The 16,247-nt window shown below is 66.7% G+C and carries 14 protein-coding genes; 3 read left to right on the top strand and 11 right to left on the bottom strand.

The features are described 5' to 3' along the window. Window positions 1-46: 46 nt before the first annotated feature. The 3 genes from iolB to POS17_RS12825 all read right to left on the bottom strand — a co-directional run bounded on the left by iolB (window position 47) and on the right by POS17_RS12825 (window position 3,829). A complete protein-coding gene (iolB, locus tag POS17_RS12835) occupies window positions 47-853 on the bottom strand; it encodes a 5-deoxy-glucuronate isomerase (RefSeq protein WP_060838897.1) in 807 nt (268 codons plus the stop codon). Continuing rightward, window positions 850-1,758 (bottom strand): myo-inosose-2 dehydratase, encoded by a 909-nt coding sequence (gene iolE, locus POS17_RS12830; RefSeq protein ID WP_060838896.1) that lies wholly within the window; start codon window positions 1,756-1,758, stop codon window positions 850-852. The genes iolB and iolE overlap by 4 nt, the downstream gene beginning before the upstream one ends. Window positions 1,759-1,888: 130 nt before the next feature. Continuing rightward, window positions 1,889-3,829, bottom strand: coding sequence for a bifunctional 5-dehydro-2-deoxygluconokinase/5-dehydro-2-deoxyphosphogluconate aldolase (locus tag POS17_RS12825; RefSeq protein ID WP_060838895.1), 1,941 nt, complete (start codon window positions 3,827-3,829; stop codon window positions 1,889-1,891). 310 nt (window positions 3,830-4,139) lie between these two features. On the opposite strand from POS17_RS12825, the gene POS17_RS12820 reads away from it, so the two are divergent. After that, window positions 4,140-5,060, top strand: coding sequence for a MurR/RpiR family transcriptional regulator (locus tag POS17_RS12820; RefSeq protein ID WP_060838894.1), 921 nt, complete (start codon window positions 4,140-4,142; stop codon window positions 5,058-5,060). Here the strand turns inward: POS17_RS12820 and POS17_RS12815 are convergent. The 4 genes from POS17_RS12815 to pdxR form a co-directional block, all read right to left on the bottom strand. Then, the gene (locus tag POS17_RS12815) at window positions 5,057-5,929 is read right to left on the bottom strand and encodes a patatin-like phospholipase family protein (protein ID WP_060838893.1); all 873 of its coding nucleotides are present in this window, start codon (window positions 5,927-5,929) and stop codon (window positions 5,057-5,059) included. The two genes, POS17_RS12820 and POS17_RS12815, sit on opposite strands and share 4 nt — an antisense overlap. Window positions 5,930-6,013: 84 nt before the next feature. Next, window positions 6,014-6,265 (bottom strand): DUF7660 family protein, encoded by a 252-nt coding sequence (locus POS17_RS12810; RefSeq protein ID WP_060838892.1) that lies wholly within the window; start codon window positions 6,263-6,265, stop codon window positions 6,014-6,016. 16 nt (window positions 6,266-6,281) lie between these two features. Then, window positions 6,282-7,202, bottom strand: a complete 921-nt coding sequence (locus POS17_RS12805) for a DHH family phosphoesterase (protein ID WP_060838891.1) — start codon at window positions 7,200-7,202, stop codon at window positions 6,282-6,284. Window positions 7,203-7,284: 82 nt separating this feature from the next. Beyond that, the gene (pdxR, locus tag POS17_RS12800; RefSeq protein ID WP_060838890.1) at window positions 7,285-8,760 is read right to left on the bottom strand and encodes a MocR-like pyridoxine biosynthesis transcription factor PdxR; all 1,476 of its coding nucleotides are present in this window, start codon (window positions 8,758-8,760) and stop codon (window positions 7,285-7,287) included. A 92-nt stretch (window positions 8,761-8,852) separates the two neighbouring features. On the opposite strand from pdxR, the gene POS17_RS12795 reads away from it, so the two are divergent. Both POS17_RS12795 and POS17_RS12790 read left to right on the top strand, forming a co-directional pair. Beyond that, window positions 8,853-10,076: a multidrug effflux MFS transporter gene (locus POS17_RS12795; protein ID WP_060838889.1), complete on the top strand. Its 1,224-nt coding sequence runs from the start codon at window positions 8,853-8,855 to the stop codon at window positions 10,074-10,076. Between the two features lie 631 nt (window positions 10,077-10,707). Continuing rightward, a complete protein-coding gene (locus POS17_RS12790; RefSeq protein ID WP_060838888.1) occupies window positions 10,708-11,319 on the top strand; it encodes a glutathione S-transferase in 612 nt (203 codons plus the stop codon). Window positions 11,320-11,768: 449 nt separating this feature from the next. On the opposite strand, the gene hcnC is transcribed toward POS17_RS12790, so the two are convergent. The 4 genes from hcnC to POS17_RS12770 form a co-directional block, all read right to left on the bottom strand. Further along, complete coding sequence (gene hcnC, locus POS17_RS12785) at window positions 11,769-13,022, bottom strand: cyanide-forming glycine dehydrogenase subunit HcnC (RefSeq protein WP_060838887.1); 1,254 nt, start codon at window positions 13,020-13,022, stop codon at window positions 11,769-11,771. Next, window positions 13,015-14,424 carry a cyanide-forming glycine dehydrogenase subunit HcnB gene (gene hcnB / locus POS17_RS12780; protein WP_060838886.1) on the bottom strand — a complete coding sequence of 470 codons (1,410 nt, stop codon included), beginning with the start codon at window positions 14,422-14,424 and terminating at the stop codon, window positions 13,015-13,017. Before hcnB ends, hcnC begins: the two co-directional genes overlap by 8 nt. Next, window positions 14,421-14,738, bottom strand: a complete 318-nt coding sequence (gene hcnA / locus POS17_RS12775; RefSeq protein WP_047303914.1) for a cyanide-forming glycine dehydrogenase subunit HcnA — start codon at window positions 14,736-14,738, stop codon at window positions 14,421-14,423. Before hcnA ends, hcnB begins: the two co-directional genes overlap by 4 nt. A gap of 380 nt (window positions 14,739-15,118) precedes the next feature. Next, window positions 15,119-16,060: a hypothetical protein gene (locus tag POS17_RS12770; protein ID WP_060838885.1), complete on the bottom strand. Its 942-nt coding sequence runs from the start codon at window positions 16,058-16,060 to the stop codon at window positions 15,119-15,121. Between the last annotated feature and the right edge of the window lie 187 nt (window positions 16,061-16,247).

The following is a 16,247-nucleotide window of genomic DNA, read 5'->3' as shown; positions in this document are numbered from 1 at the left end:
CTTGTTCTCCGTGATGGGTTCGGTCGAGGCTCAAGGTTCGAGCGGCTTACAGATCCAGCAGCCAGCTGTGCTGCGGGTCGTTATGGAACTGCCAGACCCGCTTGGGCCCGGCCATGACGTTCAGGTAATAGGACTCGTAGCCGTAAGGCACGCTGACCGGGTGATAGCCCTTGGGCACCACCACCAGATCGTTGTTTTCCACGGCCATGGCCTGGTCAATGCTGCGGTCGTCGGTGTAGACCCGCTGGAACACGAAGCCCTGGGGCGGGTTGACCTGGTGGTAATAGGTTTCCTCCAGAAAGCTCTGGTGCGGCAGGTCATCGGTGTCGTGCTTGTGCGGCGGGTAGCTGGAGGAATGCCCGGACGGTGTGCGCACCTCCACCACCAGCAGGGAATGGGCCGGCTCGCTGTCGGGCAGGATGTCGCACACATAGCGGGTATTGGCGCCCTTGCCGCGCACGCTGCGCTTGCACTGCTCAGGGCGAATCAGCCGCGGGCCGGGGCTGCCCTCAAGGGCGCCCGGGGCGGCGCAGACCGCGATCTGCACGTCGCTCAAGGCGCTGACCCGGGCCTGGCTGCCCGGCGGCAGATAGACGGCAAAGGGCGACTTGTCCTCGAACACCGATTGCCGGTCGCCCAGGTTGGACCACTGGAAGGCGCCCTGGGGCGACTCGCCCTGCACGTCGATGCGGCCGCTGAGCAGCACCAGGCACAGCTCCTGGTCTCCGGCCCTGAGCGGCAGGCTGTCCCCCAGGCTCAGGCGGTAGGCACTGAACCCCACGTACGCCAGGGCGCCCTCCGGCAGCTGGACCAGGGTCCGGCCCTGGGTCGCGCTTTTAACCAGCAGATTCATTGGCCTGTCCTCGTAGATGGCACTGCGGCGTCCAGCAGCGCCCGCAGGGTGTCATAGCCTTTTTTCGCGTAGACGTAGCTCGGCGCCACGGCCGGGTCCTGCTCGGCTTCCACCACCAGCCAGCCTTGGTAGCCCGCCTGCAGCAGCACGTCGAGCAAGGCGGCGAAGTCGATGTCGCCATCGCCGGGCACGGTGAAGGTGCCGTTGACGATGCAGTCCGGAAAGCTCCACAGGTTGTTGCGCGCCAGTTGCACCACCGCTTTGCGCACGTCCTTGAAATGCACGTGGCAGACCCGGCGCACATGCTTGCGCAGCACCTCAAGGGGCTCGCCGCCGCCCATGTAGCAATGGCCCGAATCGAACAGCAGGCCGACTTCCTCGCCGCTCAGGCGCATCAGCTGGTCGATGTCCGCCGGCGATTCGACATAGGCGCCCATGTGGTGGTGATAAGCCAGGCGCACGCCCTGGGACAGGGTGAAACGCGCCAGCGTCGTGAGTTTGTCGGCGTAGTCCTGCCAGGCCTGGGCGCTGTGGAAGCGCGGGCGCTCGACCAGACGCACCGGCGAGCCCTGGATCGAGTCGGCCACTTCGCCGTAGACCAGCACCGAGGCGCCGTTGTGCTTGAGCAGCTCGACGTGGCCGGCGATGGCGTCGATTTCCTCGGCCGCCGAGCGCCGGGCCAGGCGCCCGGAATACCAGCCCGACACCAGCGCCAGATCATAGGGGCGCAACACCGCGGCCACGCCCTGGGCGTCCTTGGGGAATTTGCCGTTGAGTTCAAAGCCTTGGTAACCGATGTCGCGGCCTTCGCTGAGTGCGGTGCTCAGGGGCGTTTCACCACCCAGGGCCGGCAGGTCGTCGTTGCTCCAGGAGATCGGGTTGATGCCAATTCGGATCGCGGGCATGGCTGCACCTTTTGTTGTTGTTCATGAAAGCGTGGAGTACGGCCTCGCACTCGTAAGAGCTGGCTTGCCAGCGAAGGCTCCGGCGAGCCTGGCACCAGGCTCAAGACCCTCTTCGCCGGCAAGCCGGCTGCTAAAGTGAGCGGGCGCTGCGCCAGGCGTTGATCAGTTGTTCGAAGGTGCCCTGCACTTGGTGGATCAGGGTGGCGTCGTCGATCTCCCCCGCCAGCCACGCACGGCTGGGCTCCTGGAAGATCGTGCGGCCCACGGCAAACCCGCGGCAGGTGCGGCTGTCGGCGGCTTGGCGAAAGCCCTCGGCGAGGGCCTCGGCCGAGGCATTCAGGCCCAGCAGCACCACGCCACGGCAATACGGGTCGCGTTCCTGGATCAGCTCGTCGAGCTTTTTCCATTCTTCGGCCGACTGCGCCTCGATCTTCCACCACGCGGGGTAGATACCCAGGTTGTACAGGCGCTTGAGGCTGCGGTAGAGCACCTCGGGATGGGCGCCGGGCAGGTCCTTGGGCGGGATGATTTCCAGCAGCAGTTCATGCCCGCTGACCTGGGACGCCTGGTACAGCCCACGGATCTGCGCTTCCTGCTCCAGGCGCAGCAGGGGTTCGTCGTCCGGGTGAAATTGCACCAGGCACTTGATGATCTGCTCCTGGGGCCAGGCGATCAGGTTGCTGCCCACCGAGCGCCCGTGCTCGAAGGCCAGGGGCCGCGAGCCCTGGACTTCCACCGGCCGTGCCACCCACCAGCCGCGCCCGGTGGCGGCGTTCAGCGCCTCCTGGCCAAAACGCTGGTCGGCCAGCAGGCCGACATCGGCCTCGATGCCCCGGCGCCGCAGGTCGGCTTCGACCCGTTGCACCGCCTCTATGAAGAGCTGCTTGAGCTGAGCGATGGCCTTGAGCTCGCGACCGCTGTGCTGCGCCAGTTCCACCAGTTGCCCACGGTGGTCGAAGGCGAAGACGAACAATTGCTTCCAGGCCTTGCGCGGCACGCTGACCTGATGCAGGCGTTGCAGGACCGAATCCTGGTCGGGACGGGTAATCGGCACCGGGCTGCTGAACAGGTAGTCCAGTTCGGCCCGGGTCGGCATCGCCGGGGCGCAGGCATGGCGCGACACCACCAGGCCGCCGCAGGCGTTGGCCAACTGGCAGCAGCGCTCATCGCTGGCCTCTTCCAGCCAGCCACTGAGGAAACCGGACATGAAGGCATCGCCGGCGCCCAACACGTTGAGCACCTCCACCCGCACACCGGGATAGATCGCCCCGTCCTCCAGGCGCGGCGGAATCTCGCCGTGGATCACCGTGCAGCCTTGCGGGCCGAGCTTGACCACCAGGGTCGCGGCGCTCAGGGAGCGCACGGTGCGCAGGGCCGTCAGCAGGTCGTCGCTGCCACCGGCAATCAGGAACTCCTCCTCGGTGCCGACGATCAGGTCGAAACGCCCCAGGATGCCCTGCACATGCTGGCTGACCTGCTGGTCGGCAACGAACCGGGTCTCGCCGTCGGCCTTGCCCGCCAGGCCCCAAAGCACCGGCCGGTAGTCGATGTCCAGGACCCGCCGGACCCCGTGCTTCTCGGCGTAGTCCAGGGCCTGGAGGCTGGCCTGGTAGACGCCGTCGGTGGAGAAATGGGTGCCGGTGATCAGCAGGGCCTTGCTGGAGGCAATGAAGGTTTCGTCGATGTCGGCGGCGCACAGCGCCATGTCCGCGCAGTTCTCGCGGTAGAACACCAGGGGGAAGGTTTCGCGGTCCTTGAGGCCCAGCAGGACCAGGGCTGTGAGGCGCTGCGGATCGACCTTGACCGCGCTGACGTCGCAGCCTTCGCGCGCCAGCGACTCCAGCAGGAAGCGCCCCATGTGATCGTCGCCGACCCGGCTCAGCATCGCCGACTTGAGGCCCAGGCGCGCGGTGCCGAAGGCGATGTTCGCCGACGAGCCGCCCAGGTACTTGGCAAAGCTGCTGACGTCCTCCAACCGCGCCCCGACCTGCTGCGCATAAAGGTCGACGCCCAGGCGTCCGAGGCAGATCAGATCCAATTGACGCCCACTGGCAAAACGAGTCTGGCCCATGCTGGCTCCTGTTATTTTTATCAGCCTGCGCTCGCCGCCGTGACCGGTCGCCGAACACTCTTGGTGGATGCAGACTAAAACGTCTCCGGACCTCAATCAATATTTTTTCTATATATTTTTTACATGGAATATATTTTCCATTAAACTTTTTCAAGCCTGAGCCAGACGCCCTGCATCGTTTCAGCAAAGCCCCGGCCGGCACCGGCCCGAAGATTTTATGGGGCCCTACCCTGTAGACTGCCGGCTGCCCACCTATTGTCAGGGGACGGCTCTCCAGCCTGCCCATCAGTACACGCCAGAAGGATTTTCTATGTCCCGCACCGATCAGCCGGCCCTGGCCGAGAGCACGCCCGAGAGCGACCTCGTCAGCCCCCCGATCAATGCCGAGCGCCTGCTGCAACTGATCACCGAGGAATACGAGAGCCTGCCCCGCCAGCTCAAGCGCATTGCCAGCTACATGAGCCAGCAGAGCGACCGGATCATGGTCGACCGCATCAGCGACATTGCCCGGGAGTGCGAGGTCCATCCTTCGGCCATCGTGCGCTTTTCCCAGCGTTTCGGTTTCAGCGGCTTCAGTGAAATGCAGGCGCTGTTTCGCGAGGCCTACACCCACAAGGCCACGCCGGTGCAGAACTACCAGCAGCGCATCCGCAGCATGATCGCCAACAAGTCGCAGAAGGCCAGCGGCGGCGATCTGGCCCGGGAGTGCGTCAACGCCACGCTCTCGGGAATCGAGCGCCTGGGCCTGGAGCTGGACGACGCGGCCTTCGAGCAGGCGGTGGAGCTGGTGGTCAATGCCGACAACATCTACGTGGTGGGAGTGCGCCGCTCCTTCGCCGTGGCCGACTACCTGGTGTACAACCTGCAGCACACCAACAAGCGCATCCACCTGGTGTCGGGCCTGGGCGGCAGCTACCGCGAGCAGATGCGCAGCATCCGTCCCAACGACCTGGTGATCGCCATCAGCTTCACCCCCTACGCCAAGGAAACCCAGCACTGCCTGCGCATTGCCCAGCACAACCAGGCCCAGACCCTGATCATCACCGACAGCACCCTGTCACCCCTGGCCAAGCGCGCCAACAGCGTGCTGCTGGTCAACGAAGGCAGCTCCTTCGCCTTCCGCTCGCTGAGCGCCACCCTGTGCCTGTGCCAGGCGCTGTTCATCGCCGTGGCCTATCGCCTGGAACTGAAGATGGACGAGATTCACGAACAGGGCGGCTTCGACGACTAGCCCGAAGCCGGCCCATGGCTATGGGCCTGCAGGGCATCGGGCACGCCCCGGCGTTGCAGGCCGCCCTGCTCGACCCAGCCCAGGGTCTGGCGATACGCCCGCTGCAGCAGCGCGTCGGTCTGGTTGAAGTCGAACACCGATACCCCCAGCGGGCACAGGGGGTCGACCACATGGATCGCCACCCGCGGCGCATAGAGTTCGATGTCGCGCACCAGCTGGCGCATGCTCAACAGGTTCAAGGTGTGCAGGGCCAGGGCCAGCATCCCCGACGGCGGCGCCGGGCAGGCGCAACCGAAACCGGTGGGCAGGACAATCACCCGAGTGGCCCCCAGGCCCACCGCGGCGGCAATCGGCGTATTGCTCGCGACCCCGCCATCCACCAGCAGCTTGTCGCCGATGCGCACCCAGGGAAACACCAGGGGAATTGCCGCGCTGGCCAGCAGCGCCTGCTCGGTGTCGCCACTGGAGAGCACTTCCTGGGCCCCCGTCAGCAGGTTGGTGGTGACGATATGCAGCGCCAGCTGGCTGTCTTCGATACGCGCGACCGGCAACGCCCGACGCACCAGCCGAGACAGGGCCGTGGACGGCAGCAGGCAGCCGCGATGGCGTAGCAGGCCCAACATGCTGTCGAACCAGGAAAACGGAAACACGTCGCCCTTGCGCAAGCCGCGCCAGAAGTCCGCCAGCTCGGCCACGCCCCGGGCATCGGGCCGCGCGGCGAAGTAGGCGCCATTGATGGCGCCCACCGAGGCCCCCACCACCAGATCGAACTCCAGCCCCAGCTCCACCAGGGCTTGCAGCATGCCGACCTGGACCGCCCCGAGGCTGCCGCCCCCGGAAAGCACCAGCGCGGTTCTGTCCTGACCCATGACCGACCTCCCGCGCCGTTGTCGACGCCCTAGAAGCTCAGCATAGTCGCCTGCCAACCACCGGCAGCAACCGCCCCAGCGGCCCTACTCGTAGATCTTGCCGCAGTACAGGAACACCGCGAAACGCCGCCAGGGCGAGGCCTGCGCCAACCCCTGGGTGGCGCCCATGCCGGTGGCTTCGGCCCAGGCCTGGGCGCCATCGAGAAAGTCCTCGATGGAATGATTCTGCCAACTGTCGCGGTGCTGCAACTGACGGCGGTCGTCAAGCAGCGTCTGGACGAAGTCGAGGAAGCTCTGCTCGTCATTCACCTGCTGCAAGCGTTGTTCAAGGTCCATGGCCTGCTCCGTTGATTCAGGACACCGCCTGCAAAGCCAGGCCCTTGCGCAGCAGCTCCTTGCGCAGGATCGGCCGGGCCAGGCAATGCACGCCGTCCTGGGCGCTGCACTCTAGCAACCGCTCAAGCTTGCGGGCACTGCCCGGGCTGCCGGTCAGCAGGTAGCTTTTGCCTTCGCTGAGGCTGATCAGGTTCAGCAGCCAATCATCGCCCCACTGCCCCAGCACCTGCTCGATCAGGCTGCGCTGGCGTGCCAGCAGGTCCTCGCCATTCCACAGGGTCAGCTGGGCAAAGCGCCGCGGCAGGTTGCTGGACGCTTCAAGCACCTTCAAATCCTTGAGCAGGGCCTGGGGCAACTGCGCTTCGATCTGCTGCTGGCATTGCTGGAAATACGCTTCGGGCCACTGGGGCCCCAGGCCGGCATGGGCGGCCAGGGCGGCATAGGCCTGGCGGTCGGCCGCAGTACAGCTGCCGCCGCTGAAGTTCAGGGTGTTGTCGAGGATGCCCGCCGCCAGCAGTTGCGCACTGTCGCGGCTGATCCGCGGCAGCAGGCCGGCGTCGCGCCAGCGCTCATAGACCTGAGTGCAGGCGGCGCCGATCGGGCGGATATCCGCGTATTTGCCCAGGCGCTCGTCCCAGAACGCCTCGAACCCCGGGTGATGGTCGATGACCTCCACCACCCGCGCGAGGTCCACCAGCGGGTCCAGGTGCAGGTGGTTGGAAATGTCCACCAGCACGAACTGGTCGGCGCCCTCGGGGACGTGGCTGTCCAGGCCCTTGAGGCGGTCTCTGAAGCCTTGGGGAATGCTCTCGTTGAGCGGCGCGCTGCTCAGGGCCCGGGCCGGGCGCCCGCTGAGATTGAGCAGTTCGGCGTAGGCGATGCAACCGGCGTAGGCGTCGATATCCAGATAGGCCGCGCCGGCGGTGACAATGATCATGACGTCCGTGTAATCCACAAAGGCCGAAGGCCGGGGCGCCGAGGATGCCCGAGCCACATGACAGGCAGATGACAGCCCAGGCTCAGCGCGCTTGCACTTGTTCTTGCGCTTGCCGCGCCGCGGCCACCAGCAGCGCCGCCAGCCGCGATCCGCTGAAACGGATCTGCGCCAGGCTCAGGGCCGCGTAGCCGATGATCACCGCCGCCGGCCGGCGCGCCACCTGACAGTGCTCGGCCAGCCCCTGCAGCAGCAGGCCCTGCTCGGCGGCGCGCTGGCGAAAGCGCGTCTCGTCGCTGCCCGATGGCAGCTCCAGGAGCAGGTGCAGCCCGGCCTGCTGGCCGCTGATGCGGTAGCAGCCCGGCGCCTCCCGAGCGAGGATCGCCAGCAGCAGGTCGCGGCGTTCCTGATAGGCCTGACGCGCCGCCCGCAGGTTACGCAGGAAGGCGCCGCTGGCGATGTAGTCGGCCAGGGCCATCTGCTCGATCACCCCGACCGAGCGCCCGGTGCTCTGCAAGGTCGCCAACAAGCGCGGGCGCAGGCTGTCGGGCAGCAGCATGAAGCCCACCCGCAAGCCGGCGAACAGGGTCTTGTTGAAGCTGCCGCAATAGATCACCCGGTCGTCCCGGTCCAGCGACTTGAGGGCCGCCAGCGGCGCGCTCTGGTAGTTGAACTCGCTGTCGTAGTCATCCTCCACCACCCAGGCCTGGCTGTGCCGCGCCCATTCCAGCAGGGCCAGGCGCCGCGACACCGGCAGGGTCATGCCCAGGGGCGCCTGGTGAGCCGGGGTCACGTAGACCAGGCGTGCATCGCGGTGCTCTTGCAGGCGCGCGGTGTCGATGCCCTCCTCCTGCAGCGGGATCGGCACCAGGCGCGCCCCGGCCAGGGCAAACAGATCCTTGGCCGAGAGGTAGCCGGGGTCTTCCAGGCACACCTTGTCACCCGGGCGCAGCAGGCTGCGGGCCAGCAGGTCGAGGCCATGGCGGATGCCGGTGGTGATCATCACTTGCCCGGCATGGCAGACGATGCCCCGGTGCTGCCCCAGGTACTCGGCGATCTGCTGGCGCAGCGCCGGCAGCCCGCCGGGGTCGGCGTCGCACAGCGACTGCGCCGAGGCACTGCCCAGGGCCCGGGTCAGGGAGCGGGTCCAGTGCGGCAGGGGAAACAGCGCCGGGTCGGCCAGCCGCGCAACAAAGGGCTGGCCGGCACGCACGCCCAGCGGCGGGTACGGCGGTTCAAGGTCACCGGCGGCGGGCGCGGCAACCGCCGCCGGGGCGCTCAGGTAAAGATCCGGCACCACCGCGCAGACCCGGGTCCCGGAACCGCTGGCGCGGCTCACGTAGCCTTCGCTGCGCAGGCGGTCGAAAACCACTTCCAGGGTGCCCCGGGACAGGCCCCAGCGCTGGGCCAGGGTGCGCGTGGAGGGCAAGCGGCAGCCGGCCGGCAGGCGTTTTTCCAGGATCGCCTGGCGTAACGCGGCGTAGGCACTGTCCTGCTTGCCCTGAGCGCCCTCCATGGGCAGCGGCAGGTCGAGGGGCACGGGGTGTTTTCCACGGCTCATAGTGGTCCAGTCGAATGGGCTCTAAACGGTGCTCGGCATTAAACCATAAAGACCTTAATTTCAGCGCCGTACCCACTTGCCCCGAGCCCGCCATGCCCCCGCTTGCCGACGCCCCGCCCCGCTCCATTGCTGTTGCACGCCCCCTCGCCCCCTGGCTCTGGACCCTGTTGCTGCTGGTGGTGGTCTGCCTGCCGCGGATCAGCATCGACCTGTACCTGCCGGCGCTGCCGGCCATGGCCGACCAACTGCGGGCCAGCGATGCGCAACTGCAACTGACCCTGAGCCTGTACATGCTCGGCTACGCCCTGTCGATGCTGCTGGGCGGGCCGCTGTGCGACCGTTATGGCCGGCGCCCGGTGCTGCTGGCGGGCACCGCGCTGTTCCTGCTGGCCAGCCTGGCCTGCATGCTCGCCGCCAGCGTCGAGGTGCTGATGGTCGCCCGCCTGCTGCAGGCGTTGGGCGGTTGCTGCGGCACCCTGATCGGCCGGGTCATGGTCCGCGACCGCTGCGCCCCCGAAGAGCAGCCGCGCCTGCTCGGGCTGCTGTCCATGGGCATTGCCCTGTCGCCGATGCTGGCGCCGCCGCTGGGCAGCCTGATCGACCACCTGCTGGGCTGGCGCGGGCTGTTCCTGTGCCTGAGCCTGGTGGCCGCGGCGGCCTGGCTGCTGATGTACAAACGGCTTGCCGAAACCCGCCCGGCGCAGCTCGCCCCGGTGCCTGGCAAACACCTGCCGCGCCTGTACCTGCGCCTGCTGGGCGAGCGCTATTTCATGCGCTATTCCCTGGCCATCGGCTGCCTGTACTGCACCTATTTCCCTTTCATCCTGCAATCGTCGGCACTGTTGCAGCGCCAGCTGGGGCTGTCACCCACGGCCTACGCCCTGGTATTCGCCGCCACCGTGGCCGGCTACCTGCTGGGTTCGCGGCTGTTCCAGCGCCTGGGCGCGCGCCACGGCGCCGACCGTCTGATAGCCCGGGCCTGCCTGTTGAACCTGGCGGGCGCCGGCCTGTTGCTGTTCGCTCGCAGCCTGTGGCCCGACAGCCTGTGGGCGATCGTCCTGCCGATGCTGCCGCTGATGTTCTCGGTGGGCCTGGCGATACCCGCCTGCCAGCTGGCGATCCTGCAACCCTATGCGGCGGTGGCGGGCACCGCTTCGGGGCTGTTCTTCTTTATCCAGATGGCCCTGACCGCCGGCTGCGGCTTGCTTGCCAGCCTGCTGGCGAACCACCCGGCCGGCTCGCTGCAGGCCCTGACCGGCCTGTCCAGCCTCGCCCTGGGCCTGGTCTGGTGGTGCCTGCGACCACGGCAGCCCTAGCACCTGTGGTAACGCGACGCGCAACCTGCCGGTCGCCGATTACCTGCCTGGCTGTAGCCGCTCTGAGCCCGCGAAGCTGCGCAAAGGTCCGCAGGACCTTGCCTGACGATCGCCCGCCAAACTCGCAGCGGCCTCAAGAACGCTGCGGCCCTTCGTGCCGTTCGCAGCCTGCGGCAGCGGCTACACACCCTCCCGATCGGCATTGGCCTGTAGCCGCTGCTGAGCCCGCGAAGCTGCGCAAAGGTCCGCAGGACCTTGCCTGACGATCGCCCGCCGATCTTGGCCGGCCTCAAGATCCCCGCGTCTCCTGCGGAGCCGTTCGCAGCCTGCGGCAGCGGCTACACAACCCCGATCGGCATTGCCTGTAGCCGCTGCTGAGCCACGGCGAAGCTGCGAAAAGGTCCGCAGGACCTTGCTTGACGATCGCCAGCCAAACTCGCAGCGGCCTCAAAGGCACCGCGGCCCTTCGTGCCGTTCGCAGCCTGCGGCAGCGGCTACACCTATCCCCGATCGGCATTGGCCCGTAGCCGCTGCCGAGCCATGACAAGGAGCTGGGCAAGGCCGATTCAATGCCGCTACATTAGCCGCGCCGTTCCCATCCGTTGCGCCGTGCAAGACAAGGAAATACGTGATGAAACTCATTGGAATGCTCGATTCACCCTATGTGCGCCGCGTCGCCATCAGCCTCAAATGCATGGGCCTGCCCTTCGAGCACCACTCGATCTCGGTGTTCAGCACCTTCGAGCAGTTCAAGGCCATCAACCCGGTGGTCAAGGCGCCAAGCCTGGTCTGCGACGGGGGTGAAGTGCTGATGGATTCGAGCCTGATCCTCGACTACCTGGAAACCCTGGCCGGCCCGCAAAGGAGCCTGATGCCCGCGACCCTGCCGGAGCGTTTGCATGAGTTGCGCCTGATCGGCCTGGCCCTGGCGGCCTGTGAGAAGTCGGTGCAGATCGTCTACGAACGAAAGCTGCGTCCGGCGGAGAAACAGCACGGCCCCTGGCTGGAGCGGATCGGCGGCCAATTGCAGGCCGCCTATGCCGAGTTGGAGCACGAGTTGCAGAAGCAGCCGCTGCCCCGGGATGGAACCCTGAGCCAGGCCGGCATCAGCCTGGCGGTGGCCTGGAGTTTCAGCCAGATGATGCTGGCGGACCAGTTCGGCCCCGAGCAGTTCCCGGCGGTGCGCAGTTTTGCCGAATACGCCGAACAGCTGCCGGTGTTCCTCGACACCCCCGCCACCTGACCCACACAGCGCCATCACCGTAGCCGGCTTGCTGGTGAAGAGCCCCCTGAGCCGTGCAGCGCTCCTGGACACGCTTTCGCTGGCAAGCCAGCTCCTACGCAAGTCCAACAGACCCTGCCGACCGTAGGAGCCGGCTTGCCGGCGAAGAGGCCCGCGAGCCCTGCAGCGCTCCTGGAAACGCTTTCGCTGGCAAGCCAGCTCCTACGCAAGTCCAACAGATCCTGCAGACCGTAGGAGCCGGCTTGCTGGCGAAGAGCCCCCTGAGCCGTGCAGCGCTCCTGGAAACGCTTTCGCTGGCAAGCCAGCTCCTACGCAAGTCCAACAGACCCTGCCGACCGTAGGAGCCGGCTTGCCGGCGAAGAGGCCCGCGAGCCGTGCAGCGCTCCTGGAAACGCTTTCGCTGGCAAGCCAGCTCCTACGCAAGTCCAACAGATCCTCGTGGGGATCTGTCAGGCCGGCTCGGGCTGTTTTTTCACCGGGGCGGTGGCGAAACGCCGGGCCAGGAACGGGGTGATGTCCAGCGGCAGGGTTTCGTCGTTCACCAGTTTGTCCAGCAGCACGCCGGTGATCGCCGACGTCAGGATGCCGGTGCGGAAGTGCCCGCAGGCATTGAGGTAGCCCTCGACCCCGTCCATCGGCCCAAGAATCGGCAGTTCATCCGGCGAGCCCGGGCGCAGGCCGGCCCAGCAGCGCTTGAGGTTGACCTGGGCCAGCTCGGGAATGCAGCGCACCGCCCCCTGCACCAGACCGTTGATTTCCGGGTAGGTGGTGCTGACGTCGAAGCCCTTGTCCTCGGTGGTGCTGCCAATCAGGATCTCGCCGTTGTCCTTCTGCGCCATGTAGCAGTCGCTGGTGGTCAGGCAGCCATTGAGCAGCTTGGGCATGCGCTCGGTGAGGAGGATCTGGCCCTTCACCGGCTTCACCGGAATCTCCACCCCGGTGGCCTGCAGGCTCAGCTCGGCGGCCCAGGCACCGGCGGCGTTGATCAGGGTCGAGCAATGGAACAGCCCGGCCTCGGCGGTCTGCACCCCGCTGACCCGGTTGCCGTGGTGCAGGACGCCGGTGACGTTGGTGTTGAAGTACACATCCACCCCGTTCTGCCGTGCACCTTCGGTGTAGGCATCGGTCAGGCGGAACGGGTTGACCTGGTGATCGCAGAGGAACTCCAGGGCGCCCTGGGCTTCGTGGCTGACATTGGGTTCCGCGGCGCGCAGGGCCGCCTGGTCGAGCCAGCGCACCTGATCGGACAGGTGCGGGATGCAACCGACAATGTGCTCGGCGTACAGCCGGTCTTCATCGTCATAGATGACGAACTTGAGCCCGGTCTGTTCGAACTTGAAGTCCATGCCGTGCAGGCCGATCAGCTCGCGGTGCAGGCGCGGGTAGATCTCGTTGGACTGCAGGGCGAAGTCGAAGAACGACTGCGGCAGGATATGCGGGGTGCTGGAATCCACCACCACCGCCGAGCCCTGGGCCTCGCGCTTGCGGTTGGCCGACATCATGCGAAAGAAGATCACCCCGCAGCCCAGGCCCACCGACTCGCCGATGGCCCACAGGCCGCCGGCCGAGGCACGACTGGCGTTGCCCGGACGCTTGGCGTCGATCAGCGCCACCTTGAGGTTCTTGCGCTTGGACAGCTGGTAGGCGCAGGACGCCCCAATCACGCCGCCACCGGCGATCACCACGTCGTAGTACTTACTCATGTTCGGGGACCTCCTGGTCGGGTGCGGCAAAGGCGGAAAACGGAATCGGGTCCAGCGGGAAGCGCGGGCGAATCCAGCCCACGTCCTTGCGTCCGGTGGCCTGGCGCAGGCGGTCGCTGCAGTAGCCGACGCACATCCGCCCCTGGCAGTCGCCCATGCTCACGCGAGTGCGCATTTTCAGGCTGGCCATGTCCTGTACCCCCTGGGCCAGGGCACGCTCGATATCGTTGCGGGTGGTGTGCTCGCAACGGCAAATCACCGTGTCGCCCTTGGGCAGTTCTATCTGCCCGGTGCCACGCGCGGTATAGCGGTCCACCGCACCGCGAAAGCGCAGGATCGAGGCCAGTTTGCGCTCGTAGCCCTGGCGCCGCTGCAGGGCCGCTTCGTTATCCAGGACATTGCGCTGCATGAGGATCGACAGCGCGGCGATGCGACCGCTGAGCATGGCCGCTTCACCGCCGCGGATCCCGCCCATGTCGCCCGCCAGATGAATGTGCGGCTCGCTGCTCTGCTGCCAGGCATTGGCGTGGGCCCGCAGGTAGCCGTCGTCGCTGAAGCCGTGGTCCAGGCCCATCTGCTGGCTCAGCTGGGTGCGTGGGATGAAGCCGTAGCCCACCGCCAGGGTCTGGGCCGCGATGCGCTGGGCCTTGGACAGGTCCGGCTGCCAATCGGCGGAATAAGGGGCAACCGTGACCACGCTCAGGGCGTCCTGCCCCTGGGCCTCCACCACGCCCCAGCCATAGCGCAGGCTGATGCCGTGGAGCTTGAGGTAGGCCAGCATGCTCAGGCCGTCGAGGAACAGTTGCGGCTTGTTCAGCATGGCCAGGCTCTGCTTGGCGATCTTGCTCAGGGCACTGGCCTCGTAGACCCCGGCCACCCGCACGCCCGAGGCATGCAGCTGGCAGGCCACCAGTGGCAGCAGCGGCCCGGTGCCGGCGATCACCACCGGCCCCTGCGGCTTGACCACCCCGCTCTTGATCTGCAATTGCAGGCCGCCCAGCAACTTGACCCCCGGCAGGGTCCAGCCGGGAAACGGCACGCTGCGCTCATGGCAACCGGCGGCCAGGAGCAGTTGCGAGTAGTCCACCTGCTGCACCTGCTCTTCGGCGTCCAGCAGCATCAGGCTGTTATGGCCTTCGGCGCCGATCACCCGGCTGTTGAGGCGCACCTCGATCATTTGTTCGTGGTCGGAAAAATCACCGTGCAGCTTGGCCAGCATTTCGCAGTAGCGCGGCCCCAGGTAATCCAGTTGCACGCCATCGCGCAGCGGCCCGCGATAGACCACCCCGCCCAGGCGCGAGGCCTCTTCGATCAGGGTGCTGCGCACCCCGTGCTCGGCCAGTTCGATGGCCGCTGCCATGCCCGCCGGCCCGCCGCCGACGATCACCGGGTTCAGGCTCATAGGCTGGGCTCCGTTTCAGTGATGCGGTTGCTCAGGGTCTGCACCTGCATCCCCGGCTTGACCAGGGTCTGGCAGGCGCGGCGCTTGTGGCGGCCGTCGATCTGCACCAGGCAGCAATGGCACACGCCCATGCCGCAGTAGGCACCGACCAACTGCCCGTGATCGTTGCGCGCCACCTGGCGCAGGCCGGTGGCCTGGATCACGCTGAGGACTGTTTCACCCAGGGCGGCAGTGACCGGCTGGCCATTGAGACTGATGGTCATGTCCGCATGCTGCAGCGGCTGAATATCAAAGTTGCGGTCTATCTGACGCATTGCGGTTCATCCGTGAGAAGTGAGTGGAGTTGCCGGCATCCTGCCGCTCAGAGTCCTGGCGCGAGGACGTGGCAACACCGCGGTTCCGATAACGCTGTCAGAACCGAGCGCGGGCCAATCTAGTACTTTTGTCCGACAGGAATATTGATCTGGGCCAAGCAAACTGCCGCAGTGCCCCAACACGTCGCGCCTGCGCTTGCGCGGTGGGGCCCGGGGCACAAAAAAGCCGCTGCCGGTACAAGCCGGCAGCGGCGCGTGAACAACGGGTCACCCCGCGTCGCGGGGGGCGCTTAGTGCATGAAGAGGGCGATCAGAATGATCACCGGGATCGGTACACCGAGAAACCACAACAGTAATGAGCGCATGACAAGTCTCCTGGATCAGTGAACGGGGGTGGGAGCCACGGTGCGCGGTTGCACAGGGCTTTCAAGCCAGAGCACCGCATCCCGGCGCCGGCCGCCGAAGGTGGCGGCCAGACTGGCGAAGAACGCCCCACACAGCAGGGCAACGAACATCCACAACGACGACCAGGCGGCTATCCTGGCGGCGCTGTCGGCGGCTTCCCGGGCCGCCTGCTTGGCTTCATGCAGCGCCTGCTGGGTCTTGGCGAACACCTCGTCCACCCGGCGCTCGGCCTCGGCCCGCGTCAGGTTGGTACGCTGGGCCACCAGTTGCGCCAGGTAGCTGCGGTCGTCGGATGACAACTGGCCATCGTTGCTCAAGGTGCGCACGAAGATCCGCGACACCGTGCCCCGGGCCGCATCCTCAGTGACCGCCACCGGGCGATCGTCACGCAACAGGCTGTCGACGAAATAGCCGTACTCGTCCGGGGAACCCTGGGCAGCGGCATGGCCGGCCACCTGGGTGGCGGCACCAGCGGCCGCGGAAGCGACCTGGGCCCCGGCCTGCACGCCACCGCCAATGACGCTGGTGACCGAGCCCACCACCAGGGTCGCGGTGACCAGGGTCGCCACCGCCCAGGCCAGGAAGCCGTGGGCGGTGTCACGGAAATACACTTCATCGCCATGCAGGTTGGCCCACTTCACCCGCAAGCGTCCGGCGATATAGCCGCCCAACCCGGCGGCGAGAATCTGCGTCAGGGCCAGCCAGACAATGCTGGAAATGCCCAAGCCCTTGGCACTGATGCCGTTGCCGGCCCAGGGCGAAACCGCGGAGAAGCCAAGGCCGAAGCCCAGCAGCAAGAGGATCAGGGACAAGGCCGCGGCCGCCGCCGCGCCGGCGAAGATCGCCGCCCAGGACACGCCCGAGTGATGACTCGAAGCGTCCTCGGTGGCCAGCAGGTGTTCAGAGGGTCTGTTCATTGTTGTTCTGCTCCAGGCAGGAAAGAGACTGTTGCACGTCACGAAGGGACAGAAAGGACAGGTGCAGTCAGCGTGCCAGCAGCAGGAGTCTTATAAACACATGTATTTCAATGACTTGCGATTAGTCATCGGGCCTGGATCGTGCAATTTGCCGCTCCGGGGGTTTTATGGCGGGCGTTCTGCACGG

The organism is Pseudomonas sp. Os17, from assembly GCF_001547895.1.
In the GTDB taxonomy this organism is placed as follows: Bacteria; Pseudomonadota; Gammaproteobacteria; order Pseudomonadales; family Pseudomonadaceae; genus Aquipseudomonas.
The sequence above is the reverse complement of the archived record's forward strand: the minus strand, read 5'-3'. Positions and strand labels throughout refer to the sequence as shown.